General features: G+C 62.0%; 11 protein-coding genes. 4 read left to right on the forward strand and 7 right to left on the reverse strand.

From position 1 onward, the window contains the following. Positions 1 to 509 precede the first annotated feature (509 nt). Both NKH57_RS17930 and NKH57_RS17935 read left to right on the forward strand, forming a co-directional pair. Positions 510 to 722 carry a hypothetical protein gene (locus NKH57_RS17930; protein WP_352832970.1) on the forward strand — a complete coding sequence of 71 codons (213 nt, stop codon included), beginning with the start codon at positions 510 to 512 and terminating at the stop codon, positions 720 to 722. A gap of 111 nt (positions 723 to 833) precedes the next feature. Further along, complete coding sequence (locus NKH57_RS17935; RefSeq protein ID WP_352731591.1) at positions 834 to 998, forward strand: IS1096 element passenger TnpR family protein; 165 nt, start codon at positions 834 to 836, stop codon at positions 996 to 998. A gap of 162 nt (positions 999 to 1,160) precedes the next feature. Here NKH57_RS17935 and NKH57_RS17940 read toward each other — a convergent pair whose 3' ends face one another. The 4 genes from NKH57_RS17940 to NKH57_RS17955 all read right to left on the reverse strand — a co-directional run bounded on the left by NKH57_RS17940 (position 1,161) and on the right by NKH57_RS17955 (position 6,480). Then, on the reverse strand, positions 1,161 to 2,480 hold the full coding sequence (locus tag NKH57_RS17940) for an HlyD family type I secretion periplasmic adaptor subunit (RefSeq protein WP_352832967.1): 1,320 nt from the start codon (positions 2,478 to 2,480) through the stop codon (positions 1,161 to 1,163). Beyond that, entirely contained in the window at positions 2,477 to 4,240 is a 1,764-nt protein-coding gene (locus tag NKH57_RS17945; protein WP_352832964.1) for a type I secretion system permease/ATPase, read from the reverse strand. Before NKH57_RS17945 ends, NKH57_RS17940 begins: the two co-directional genes overlap by 4 nt. A gap of 48 nt (positions 4,241 to 4,288) precedes the next feature. Further along, positions 4,289 to 5,794, reverse strand: coding sequence for an endo-1,3-1,4-beta-glycanase EglC (gene eglC / locus NKH57_RS17950; protein WP_352832961.1), 1,506 nt, complete (start codon positions 5,792 to 5,794; stop codon positions 4,289 to 4,291). 467 nt (positions 5,795 to 6,261) lie between these two features. Next, positions 6,262 to 6,480 carry a hypothetical protein gene (locus tag NKH57_RS17955; protein WP_352832958.1) on the reverse strand — a complete coding sequence of 73 codons (219 nt, stop codon included), beginning with the start codon at positions 6,478 to 6,480 and terminating at the stop codon, positions 6,262 to 6,264. Between the two features lie 81 nt (positions 6,481 to 6,561). On the opposite strand from NKH57_RS17955, the gene NKH57_RS17960 reads away from it, so the two are divergent. Beyond that, positions 6,562 to 6,783 carry a hypothetical protein gene (locus tag NKH57_RS17960; RefSeq protein WP_352832955.1) on the forward strand — a complete coding sequence of 74 codons (222 nt, stop codon included), beginning with the start codon at positions 6,562 to 6,564 and terminating at the stop codon, positions 6,781 to 6,783. Positions 6,784 to 6,958: 175 nt separating this feature from the next. Here NKH57_RS17960 and NKH57_RS17965 read toward each other — a convergent pair whose 3' ends face one another. The 3 genes from NKH57_RS17965 to NKH57_RS17975 all read right to left on the reverse strand — a co-directional run bounded on the left by NKH57_RS17965 (position 6,959) and on the right by NKH57_RS17975 (position 11,008). After that, on the reverse strand, positions 6,959 to 7,273 hold the full coding sequence (locus tag NKH57_RS17965) for a YMGG-like glycine zipper-containing protein (protein WP_352945810.1): 315 nt from the start codon (positions 7,271 to 7,273) through the stop codon (positions 6,959 to 6,961). Positions 7,274 to 8,083: 810 nt separating this feature from the next. Next, a complete protein-coding gene (locus NKH57_RS17970) occupies positions 8,084 to 8,434 on the reverse strand; it encodes a hypothetical protein (protein ID WP_352832949.1) in 351 nt (116 codons plus the stop codon). 1,176 nt (positions 8,435 to 9,610) lie between these two features. Continuing rightward, positions 9,611 to 11,008 (reverse strand): FAD-binding oxidoreductase, encoded by a 1,398-nt coding sequence (locus NKH57_RS17975; RefSeq protein ID WP_352832946.1) that lies wholly within the window; start codon positions 11,006 to 11,008, stop codon positions 9,611 to 9,613. Between the two features lie 85 nt (positions 11,009 to 11,093). Between NKH57_RS17975 and NKH57_RS17980 the strand changes: the two genes are divergently transcribed. Then, positions 11,094 to 12,131, forward strand: coding sequence for a GlxA family transcriptional regulator (locus NKH57_RS17980; protein WP_352945813.1), 1,038 nt, complete (start codon positions 11,094 to 11,096; stop codon positions 12,129 to 12,131). Positions 12,132 to 12,404 lie beyond the last annotated feature (273 nt).

Raw genomic sequence — 12,404 nt, forward strand, 5'->3', positions numbered from 1 at the left:
AAAAACAGGTCGACGGCGAGGAACCCGGACGGCGCCAGATCATATCGCCGGCCCGTGAATTCGGTGAAGTGGCCTAGCATCACCACAACAGCAGCGATGCCCCGGAGACCATGCAAAGCGTCGAAGTGGGCCGTTTCCGCCCTTGGTTCTGGCGTTTTGGTCATTCCGTATCCGCGTTACTTCGTCCATCTACGCATGGATTGCTGCAACGCACAAGAACGTTTTGCGACGCACACTCAACCCACATCCAGGAGCCACACATGGCCATTGCAGAAGACTCGATCAGCCGCGCCCGCGACTCCTTGTCCGCCACCCGGGGAAGCTTCTGGTGCATGAAGCGCTGGCGGCGGGGTTCTTTGCGCTGGTGCTGTACCGCATGCTGCCGGAAGCGGCGGGAACGCTGGCGAGGGCGATGGCCATGACGCTCACCACCCCGGTCTTTCATCTGACGGGCGAGCCTTCCTTCAGCGTTTACCTGATTCATCTCCGGGTCTTGCAGCCCTGTCGCGGTGTTCGTCATCAGCCAATACGGCCATGGTGCGGCGGCGCCGCTGCGGTTCGCGACCGTCGTTGCCGTCGTCCTGCCGACGGTGACCCTGCTGTCCTGGATCACCTACAATCTGATCGAGCTTCCCGGCCAGAAGGCGGGCCGCTTTGTCATCCAGCGCTTTGGCCACACGGGCGGCGGGCCGGCGCCGGAGAGCGTCAAGCGCAGCGCGTGATCGTGCGCTGCCGATCGCAATCGCGTCGGCCAAATGGGCACGCTGCCATGACGCAACCGGCGGGCAACCAAATCAGCTAAAACTGTGTCACGCCCTCTCGTGCACGCCAAAGTGGGCGGCGTCTGGAGCTATGAGGAGCTGCTGGCCATTCTGGCCAATCTCACCCAGCCCGAACACGCCGAACGGATCGACTGGATCGGCCAGGAGTTCAACCCGGACGACTTCGATCTGCAACACGGCCAACACCGTGCTCGCCGCCCGGTTCACCAAAAATAGCTGCCGCCCGTTAAGCCGTCCCCGGCACCAAACGTTGGGACGTGAGCAATTACGCACGCTGAGGACAACGCTTACCGCTCCGCAAGGAATCGTGCATCGCATGGCGCATAATGCACCTATCGGAAATGAAATCAAAATCGGAATGTGAATTGGCGCATGAAGCTACCGCTCGGCGAATGCCCGCGCAAACGAGTCCATCATCGGCCGTGCGAGATACTCGAAGAAAGTCCGGTCGCCGGTATTGATGAAGGCTTCGACCGGCGTTCCGGGATAAAGCTGCTCGGCCTTCACGCCGGGCGGCAGGGCGTCGGCAATCTTGAGCTTGGCGCGGAAATAGGGTTCATGCGTGACTTGGTCGACCAGCCGGTCGGCGGAGATCTGTGTGACTGTGGCTGAAACCTCGGGCGTCAGGCGCATGTTGAGCGCCGACAATCTGAGTTTCGCTCGCTGGCCGACACGCACCTGATCGACATCCTTCGGCCGCAGCTTCGCATCGACGTTGAGACCCGATGCCGTGGGCAGAATCTCCATGATCTTTTCGCCGGGCGCGATCACGCTGCCCTTGGAATTATAGATCGACGACACCACGATTCCGGCTACCGGCGCCTTGATCGTCGTGCGCTGAAGCACCGCTTCGGCCGCCCTGATCTGTTCCCCGATATCGGCGAGGTTGGTGCGGACCTCGTTGAGCTTGGTCAGCGCCTCTTCCACGCGTTGCGAGGTCAGGCGCTCGACCTGCACCTGGGCTTCGACGATCTGGCTGTTGGCCGCGGCAAGATTTGCCTCCAGCGCGCCGGCCTGGCCGACGAGATCGGCTTCGCTGCGCAGCAGCTGCGAATATTCGGTGCGGTTGGTGAGGCCCTTGTCGAGCAGGCCAGTCTTGATGCCGAGCTCCTTTTTTACCACCTCGGACTGCTGCTCGATGGCAAGCTTCTGGGCGTCCAGGCCCACGACCGACTCGCGATCCATGGCGACCCGCTGCGCCATGATCGACTGTTCCGACCGGAACCGAGCGAGCCTTGCATCGAACTCCTTTTGCTGTTCACGGATGAGCTTTTGGAAATCCTGCTGGAACGACGCCGGCGCTGCCTCGTTGATCGGCGCCAGCCTGTCCATCCCGTCGCGTTCGGCCTCCAGCCGCGCCATGCTCGCCTCGAGCGCGATCGACTGTCTGGTCAGCCGGTTGAGCTCGGCCTGTGCGGCTGTCTTGTCGAGGATGACAAGGTCCTGGCCCTGCTGCACGCGATCGCCCTCGTGGATCAGCAGTTGCTGGACGATGCCGCCTTCGGGCTGCTGGATGTGGATGTTGCCGCCCGTTGCGGAGATCGTGCCCTGCGTGATCACCGCGCCGGAGAGCGGCGCGGTGGCCGCCCAATAGCCGAAGCTGCCCGCCAGCAGCCCTATGGCAACGTAGCCGGTGAGGGCCACGCGCCTTATGTCGGTGCGCGGCTGGCCGTTCCTGGCAAGGCTCTCGGCCGTCATCGTGTGGGACCGAAGCGGATGTCGTGCGTGCGAATCGTCGGCGCGAAGGACCCGGTCACCACCGTGCTCGGCCGGGCCGGAACACCCTTGGCGACGCCATTGCTGACCACAGGCTGCCGCAGCACCTCGGCGCTCGGGCCGAAGGCCTCGATGATGCCGCCGCGCAAAACCATCACGCGATCGCAGGCCGTGGCGATGGACGGGCGATGCGTGATCACGATAGTCGTGACGCCCGCGGCTTTCGCCGCGACAAGCATCGCTTCGAGCGCCGTTTCGCCGCTGCCGTCGAGATTGGAGCTGGGCTCGTCGAGCACGAGGATCCGCGGGCCGCCATAGAAGGCGCGCGCCAGCCCGATCCGCTGGCGCTCGCCGCCCGAGAGCGTCCTGTCCGAAGGCCCGATAATCGTCTGGTAGCCGTCGCGCTGCGCCAGGATCAGCTCATGCGCCTCAGCGCGCCGCGCGGCCTCGACGATAGCGGCATCCGCCGCCTGCGGGTCGAAGCGGGCGACATTGTCGCCGATCGATCCGGGGAAGAGCTCCACCTCCTGGGCCAGGTAGCCGATCTGCTTTCCGAGCTGTCTTTGGTCCCAGTTCCGGAGATCGGCGCCGTCGATCCGGACCGAGCCGCCGGTCGGCTGCACAGCACCGATGAGCAATCGCGCCAGCGTCGATTTGCCGGCGCCACTCGGGCCGACGATCGCTATAGCTTCGCCGGCGCGAACCGCGAAGTTCAGCCGCTTGAGGATGGGTTCGGTGCCGGGCCGTGCATTCGGCGCCATGAAGAAAACGTCCTGCACCGAAAACGTCCCCGACGGGTCGGGCAGCGTCAGTTTGCGCGCTTCAGTCGGATGCGCCGCAAGTGCCGTCTCCAGCTGCTTCCAGGCTCGCCTGGCGTCGACGATCTGCCGCCAGGAGCCGATCAACTGGTCGAGCGGCTGCAGCGCGCGCGACGACACCAGCGAGGAGGCGAAGATCATGCCGGGCGTCATCTGCCCCTCGATCACCAGCCAGGCACCGGCGCCGAGGATCGCCAGCTGCAACATCATGCGCAGCGCCCGCGAGGCGGCGCTGAAGATCGCGTTGGCGCTCGAGGAGCGGTCATAAAGGGTGAGCGCTGCCCCGACATGCCTTCCCCAGACGCGAGCGGCATTCTCGACCATGCCCATGGCGCGCAGCGTCTCCGCATTGCGGGCAAAGACCTGCTCGGCGTGGCTGGCGAGCGCCGAACGCTCCGTGGACAGCGCATCCTTCCTGCCGATGGCAAGCTGGTTGGCCGCGACCAGCGCAACGAGCAGCGCCGTGCCGGCGAGCGTCAGCCAGAACAGGACGGGATGGATGAGATAGAGGAGCGCGAGGAACACGGGTGCAAAGGGCAGGTCAAACAGCACAGCCACACCGCGCGACCTGATGAAAGCGCAGACCGAGGCGAGGTCGCGCAGCGGCGATCGGCCGCTGGCATATTTGGGCGCCAGCGAAAGGGCGAATGTCCTCGCGCCGAGCTTCCTGTCGACGGCGGCCGCGACGCGCTGCGTGTAAACGGCACGCACTGCGTCGAGCAAGCCGAGGAAAGCAAGCGCGAGGACCGCGATGGCCGACAGATAGACAAGCGTCTCCACACTGGACGACGGCAGCACGCGGTCATAGACCTGCAGCAAATAGAGCGGGATAACCAGAACCAGGATGTTGATCAGCAGCGAGAAGACGCCGACATCGGCGATGGCGCGCAGGAACACCGCGCGCAGGCTCGACGATCCAGTCATTTCTGCCGCCGCTGCATGATCCCGAGACATCGAACCGGTCGCCTGATCTTACACGTGGCCCCCAAATTCGGAACCACCGTGGTGCAGTGTGCTGTTGCCGAAGCTGTGCGTGGCAACGCTGTGCGTGGTGGTGCTGCTGCTGCTGCTGACGAGCAGGGGGTTGGCCTGCACAGCGTCCAGCGTATAGGCGTGGATGTAGTCGATCTTCATCTCGGCCGGCGTGGCGAGATGGTCCGGTGGCGCGCCGGCTTGCCCGCCGATAGCAAGATCGACCAGCATGTACATGGGCTTGTTCATGTCGGACGGTGTCGCCGCTTCCGCAACCTGCACGCCATCATACGTCCAGATAAGCTTGTCCGGTGTCCACAGCACGCCATAGGTGTGGAAGCCTGCGGTATCCATGACGTTCACCGTGGTCGAGACCTTGGTGTGCGTTCCCGTCTCGTTGGAGTGCGCGGTCATCACAAGCGAGTTGGGCTTCTGGCCGTACATTTCCACCGCGTCCAATTCCGGCGGCCACGAGCCGTCTTCCGGCAGCAGCCAGAAGGCCGGCCAGGCGCCGGCGTGCTCGGGCAGGTCGGCGCGCATTTCGAAATAGCCATAAGTCTGCGAGAAGGAGTCGTGCGTCGTCAGGATGCCGGATGTGTACTCGTAATTGTTGATCAGCGGCTTGATATCCGCCGGTGTCTGCGCGGCAGTGATGGTGAGCACGCCGTTGTTCACGCTAAACGGGTGGACGGAGCTCGTCGGGACATAACTGGCGTCGATATACCACTGCAACTCGCCATTGCCGGTCAAGGTACTGCCGTTGGGCGCCCCCCACCAGAAGTTGGTGTCCCACGTGCCGCCTTGGCTATTATGAAGGCTCAGTACGTTGAAATCGTCGTTGAAGGACAGGGTCATTCCGACCTTGTTGATCGGCAGCTCGAACTGGCTGGGCTGGAATTTGTCGATGGTCCTGTCTTTGAACTCGAGGATCTCGCCGGATCCGAGATTCAAGATCACATTCGGTCCAGCCTGAATCATGTTCGCGTGGATGACGTCGAAGGACATGAACCCATAGCCATCGAGACGGACGGTGTCGGTCGCGGCGAAATTGGCGATCAGGTCGCTTCCGTTGCCGTTCGCGATGATGAAAGTGTCGTAGCCGCCGCCACCGTCGATCAGAACATCATTGCCCTTGCCGCCGTCCAGCGTCTGGTGGCCGGCCTTGGCGGTGATGATGTTGTCCAATCCATTTCCGAATGCATAGTTGTTGGCGTTGGTTACGACCAGATTCTCGACGTTGCCCGGGAGCGTGTAGCTCATCCATGTGCTGATCGTGTCGATCCCCTGGCTGCCGGCCTCCGCCACCTTGTTGCCTGCCGCGTAGAGGTAGTAGATGTCGTCGCCATAGCCACCGTGCATGGTGACATTGACACCAGATGCTCCGTAGAAGGTGTCGTTTCCGGGGGTGCCGTACAAGTCCGATCCAGCCCCTGAGGCCGAGAACCAATGACTTGAAGATCCACTGTAGGGAAGAGGAACGCCTATAGCGTTGACGATCGTCGCCATAACCCAGACCCTCCTCGTAGTGCGTGACCTTGCCTGAAACCGTCGATGCGCGTTCGACCGATCACTGCCGAACCAACTTGTTATTCAAATGATAGTTTCACGGAATAACCATGTAGTACAGAGAAAAAATCTCCACGGATCGATTAACAGGTAGAATGAGGGAATTTGCCAATACAACTTAAGCGTGAAGCCATGCCAATTTTATACAATATTGCTGAATTTCTGCCTAACTGGTTCGGCAGGCCGTCGCGGGTGAACGCATTTGTTTCAATGTCGCCGCTCTGACCTGGGCGGCGGTTCGAATCGGCCAAGCCTTCGGAAGCACCCATAGCTTTGGAAGCGGCACAACGGTGAATGCCACAGGGGTCCGTGGCTGGGGAGCCAGTTCTCATCCATGTTGCCGTTGAGGTCGGCCGCGCCGAGCCACCGCTGTGAGCCGGAAACAGCCTTTCGCCTGTTCGACCTTTTTATTCATATGCCTCTCCCAGGTCATATTTAAAAAACGAATATGCCTCGAGCGTGCCGGCAGACCAATTAGACCGCACAGGCGAGGTGTCGGCGATCGGCGCATTGCCGCCTTTCATGTCACGATGACCGGCGCCGCTCACGCCTTGCCCGTCGCGATCGACTTCAGGAACGCCGCCAGTCCCCTTCGACACCGCCGCCTCGAAGCCCGCTTCGCACATGGTTTCGATCGCGGCCGCCGTCGTGCCGCGACTCGTGACCCTTGGCTACCATTCCTTCAGCGTCACCTGATCCACCTGCTGGTGTTGCAGCCTATCGCGGCATTCGTCATCAGCCATATGGCCACGACTGGCGGCGCCGCTCGCTTCGCGATCGTCGTTGCAATCGTCCTGCCGACTGTGACCCGTTGTCCTGGGGTCACCTATGATCTGAACGAGGTTCCCGGCCAGAAGGCGGGCTGCTTTGTCGGCCAGCGCTTTGGCCGCAAGACCTGGCCAGCGCCCGAGAGGACGCCAGCCGAGTAGGGGCGCTGCCAATCTCCCCTTGAGGCGGAGATGTTGCCGAAGGCGACAGAGGCGGTCGTAGCGCCGCGTTCCGGCGGCGATGAGAAAGAATGCGCGACCGCGGCTTCTCGGGCTGCTTTGCCGCGCGTCCTTAACTTCCGAACCGAGGACGACGACAATCAGATACCATCTCTGGTTAGTAGTCGCCGTTGTAGTACCGGTCGTCGCAAGGTGCCGTGTAGATGCGGCCGTAGCGATCCTGATAGGGGCACATCTGCTCGCCGCGGCGCTGCGGGGTGGTGGCTGAGCCGACGACCGCGCCGAGCAGGGCGCCGCTGGCCGCGCCGATGACCGTGCTCTTGGTGTTGCCGCCGATTGCCTGGCCGACGAGGGCGCCGCCGGCGCCGCCGATCAACGCGCCGGTTCCGGCCCGCTGCTGGCCCTCGGTCTGTGCGCAGCCTGCCAGTGCTGCGGTCATCAGCACGGCGGCTATGGTTTTGTGAAAGGTCATGTGAGGTCTCCCTTGAAGGCCTGAAATCCCTATGGCTCGTCCCGTGCGGCCGCATTGCGGCGGAACGGGGGCACGGGGCCTCACGAAACAAAACATGGTTTCTCGGGCGTTGATTGAGGCTCGCCTTCGAGCTTCAAGGATCGTGCCATAGCAACAAGGCGCCATTCGACACAATGTCGATGAAATTGTAACAAAATTCCAGCGCCAGTCCGTTAGGTTGGCAGGTTTAGGCAACGTTCAAACTGCCTTTTAGGCGCTGGATGATGGAACAGGCCCATACGGCCCGTCGAGCTGCAGATGGCGCGTATTCATCATAGATCCAACGCACTGTCGCAATTTCATCGGGTGGTCCAGGTGTATGATGTGTGCTTTTCGCTGGTCTTCCGGAGCGGTTTTGGCAACACCTCACCTCGGGGGCACGCACCGGCAGCCTGGCCCACAGGAAAGCGTTTTCCAGACCTGGACTTTCGATGAGCGAGTGCTCGAGGAAGCAGCAACGCAGATGATAACTCACGCAACGCGTCGTTAAATTGTTGCCTGAAAAAGGTGCGCGGCAGCAGGGTGCCCCTTGGTGTCTTGGTTTATGTAGCGATCCATGCGCTGTAGGCGGCTGGGCTTACTCCAGCGGCCATAGAGCTGGCCGAGTGTCTCAATTGAGGGACCAAGTGTCGGCCTATAACAGGCGGATGGGCCTGGATGACAGGTCGAACGAGTTGGGCCAAGTCTTTCTTTGCCAGGCATTCGGCGGCATGCTCGAAGAGTGTCAGAAGATCGGCCGCTGATCCCACGCCTCTCAGGGTGCCGGGTCGTCTATAGCCGTTCGATTGGCTTGTGACGCGGCGGGGCTGACAGTTTGCCCGACTGGCGCCGATCTGGCCATTTTCCCAACAGCGGGGCCGTTTCGTTTCCGCTTGCCGAGGTGCCTATGATCGGGATCAGCGATCCTTCCGTCTTGTTGGTGGTGCTCCGAGATTTCAGCTGCTCTATCTCGTCATCACGCCGTGCGATACGGCTTTCAAGATTGGCGATGCGTTCTGTCAAAAAGTAGCGGCCCACGGCGAACCCTCCGCTGCCAAAGAGCAAGGCCAAGATTGCAAAGGGTGCGGGATTGGCGATTACCAACGTCGCATTCGCCTGAAGGAAATCGATCAAGTCATGCATGTCCAAGTCTCTCAATTTCTCGGTAACTTGTGGAGTTCTAATCTCGCAGGACCGGCCCCGGTCGCCACTGGTGCAGAAAAGTGCAAGCTGAACAGAGCCGTTTTCCGTAGCGCTTGATGAGTCCGGCCGGCCTCTCACCTCAGGATCCTGTGAGCATTTTCTTGGTACGGGGCCTGCATAACCGTTTGCGGCAGCGCCACCGTCGGCTTGCCGGGTGTCGGGATCTTTTCCACGCCATGTCGGCCGTCGTAGGCAATCAACATCATCCCGGGCCGGCGTCGGACGACAGCGTGCAAGCGGCTGCTGACCATCGCATCCGGAGATCGGCCCCCGGTTTCGATGCGCGTTCCTCCCGGCCCTAACCTCCGGTCTGAAATGTCCTCGGCGGCGTCCACATTTAGCGACTAAACTTTGTGTCGGCCGCGCGAATTACCCCTTCTACAGGGCTATACGGTACAAAGCGAGTTGTCGCTGAAGCGCCTCATTGTTAGCAATGAGGGGCAGCAACGCGACAATGACGTCGCCGCGAGCCATATCAATAGTCCGCCGAGCCCTGTTTCCAATTCAGGCATAGCCTCACCAGTCGGCGTGCCTCGGCGCTTCCGCATAGCCTTTTCTGCTCAGATACTGCCACGAATAAGGAACATATTCCTCTCTGGTCAAGGCTCTACCTGTTCACTTTTTGTTCATGTTTGCAGCGGCGATTGTCCCTTGGACCAACCGAGCCAAATCATAGGAATATAATCGTGACAGGCCGGCAGATCACCAAATCGAGGAACCGCTTACAATCGGCAACGTTGGGGCGAATGGAATACGCTTCAAAGGTCGCATGGCCTTGAACTGGCTCATAAGCAGGCGGTGCACGAGCCGAACGCGCCGCAGATGCGAAAGGTTATTGACGAAGGGATAGCCGGCCTAGCTACACAACTCGTAGGGAGCATGACCAGTGCGGCGCGGCTTGTGGAGAGGGCTGCCGCACTGGTCACTCTTTCACGGGGACAACCGCAATCTAAGGGCACGTCAGCGCCCGCGCAATTTCGCCAAAAGGATTACCCAGCCGTAGGGGAATGACTATTGCGGCAACAAAAACCACCCCGGAACATGCCGGGGCTCTTTGTGATCTGATCGCGATTTGGCGCCAGCTTGGGAGCCTTTACTACCTTTTTCAACGCGCGCTCATTCGGCTGGAATGATGTTTTGGTTCATACGAAATAGATTCGTGGGGTCATAACGGCGCTTCACATCTTGGAGCCGAGTGAGGTTCTTGCCGAAAGCTGCGGCAACCAGGTTGCCGGCATCCTCGCCAAGCCCGGGGAAGTTCAAGTAGACGCGGCCTGTCCCGTGCTTCTGCATCGTCGACCAGAACCGGCGCACCCAGCCGATGTTGCGTTCATCATCACTCCTGTTCGACCAGATGCCATCGATGCTCAGCATCCATGGCATGCCGCGGTTGCCGAAGGCGGTCGCCTCCGGAGCGACACGCGTCATAGCGCCGGCGAAGCGCCAGACGGACACGAACGTCATTTCGGAAGGGCGAGCTGCCACCTCGCTGAGGACGGTGTGCATCACCGCGTCATCGAAGGACCTCAGATAGAGTGACTTCCAGTAGCAGCGATCGCGGCCCTTCGGAAAAAGCGTGTCATAGAGACTCTGGATCGCCACGTAGGGCATCCGGCCGCTGAAATCGGCCAGACATTCGCCATAGCCGCGCAACGGCGCGAGCACGCGCTCACCCTCATCGGCCGGACCGTCAAAGACGGTCGCCAGCGCGATGACCCGCCGGCCCCTCGCCTCGACGCGCAGCGATGGATCGTCGGGCAAGGTCGAAAATTCGGCGAGGCCGCTCACTGCGTCGGGAGCGTCTTCCATGAACTGGCGCCAAAGCGGCAGGACTTCCGCGGCACGCTCCTCCGGATAGGCGGGCGCGCAGAACATCAGCTCCGGCTCGATCGCGTGCAGCGCGAACTCGAACTCAGTGACGACCCCGAAATTGCCGCCGCCACCGCGAAGCGCCCACAACAGATCCGGGTTCTCGGTTTCGCTCGCGCGAACCAGCCGGCCGTCTGCAGTCACGATTTCCACCGCCATCAGATTGTCGACACATAGTCCATGCCTGCCCCTTAGCCATCCGATCCCTCCTGACAGGGTAAGGCCGCCGATGCCGGTCTCGGAGATGAGGCCGCCAGGCGTCGCGAGACCGAACGGCGCGGTGGCCCTGTCGACATCAGCCCATCTCGCGCCGCCCTCAGCCCAGGCGCGCCGCCCGACCGGATCGACGCGCACTTCGCGCATCGCCGAAAGATCGAGCATCACGCCGGCGTCGCAGACCGCATAGCCGGCGACGTTGTGACCGCCGCAACGGATCGAGACCGGCAGGCTGCGCTCCGCCCCGATGGCGACGCCTGCGACCACGTCGGCCACATCGCGGCACAACACGATGCAGTCGGGCTTGCGGTCGATCATCCCGTTCCAGACCACGCGGGCATCGTCGTACCCCTCGTCGCTGGGCATGAGCAGGTTCAGAGGCCGCGATGGTTCGGTCGCGGCGCGGGCCGCATGGTCGATGAGGGTCATGCTGTTCTCCTGTCCGGCCAGGAAGCTACCCCCGCGCATTGCAACAGGCTAAAGTCATTTCAGCGCAAAAATGGTGTTTTCTGCCATGGCCGAAGACATTCGTCCGATTACGGTCGCCTTGCTTGCGGTGCCGGAGGTCACGGCTTCGACCCTATTCGGTATGGTCGATTTGCTGTCGTCGGCGGGACGCGACTGGGGTTTTCTGACGCGGGGCGAGGCCGGCGCGCAGCGCATGCAGACCCGCGTGGTGGCGCGGCAGAGCGAGGGGTTCCGCGCGTCCAACAACGTTTGGATTCGGCCGGACTGCATGCTCGACGAATGTCCGGATCCCGACATCGTCTGCATCCCCGACTTCTTCGTGACGCCGGGCAGCGGTATCGGTGGCCTGTTCGGCCCGGAGGTCGAATGGCTCAAGCGCTGCCACCAGCGCGGCGCCCTGATGGCAAGCGCCTGTTCGGGCGCTCTCCTGCTTGCAGAGGCCGGCCTGCTCGACGGGCTGGAGGCGACGATCCATTGGGGCTACATCCGTTCGCTCTCTGACTACTATCCGAAGGTCCGCGTCAACGCAGCGCGGGTGCTCATTACGGAGGGAGCGGGCCACCGCATCATCCTCGCGGGAGGTGGCACGAGCTGGCAGGACCTCGCGCTGGTTCTCATTGCAAGGTTCGTCGGGCTCAAGCAGGCGATGGAGGTGGCACGCATCTATCTCGTCACCTGGCATGACTTCGGCCAGTTACCGTTCGCCGCGCTCACATCGTCCCCCGCAGCGGAGGACGCGCTCGTGAGAAAGAGCCAGCAGTGGATCGCCGACAACTATTCGGTTCGTTCCCCGGTGGCTAAGATGGCCGAGGTCAGCGGCCTCCCGGAGCGCAGCTTCATCCGGCGCTTCCGAAAGGCGACCGGATATACGCCGATCAAATACGTTCATACCTTGCGGCTGGAAGAAGCAAAGCAGCATTTGGAGACCGGCGCCCTTCCTTTAGAAGCGGTGAGCAGCGAGATCGGCTACGAGGACGCCAGCTTTTTCAGCCGGCTATTCCGCCGCAGCGTCGGCATGACGCCCGCAGCATACCGCCGTCGATTTGGCGGTCTGAGAAAGGCGATAGCGAAATCGTCGTTGTAGAGACCTTTCACACAATCGGATGGCCGCACACATCGATTCTCCGAGGTTCCGGAATGGGATCCAACTGTGGCGTCTGGCCATGGAAATCCAATGTCCGCTGATGGCGCAACTCGCCCGGTGGCGTTGACATCAGCTATGTCCGCTTCCGGGGAACAACAGGGGCCGGCAGAATGGCCGAGAGTGGGCGCATTGAGGTCGGCAGCGGCCGATCCCGCCACACTGGCTGCGGATCGGCGGAATGGGCTTCGGCTGGGATCACCCATTCGCACAGCC

Origin of the sequence: Mesorhizobium sp. M1050, assembly GCF_040318715.1 — a bacterium.
Taxonomy (GTDB): domain Bacteria; phylum Pseudomonadota; class Alphaproteobacteria; order Rhizobiales; family Rhizobiaceae; genus Mesorhizobium.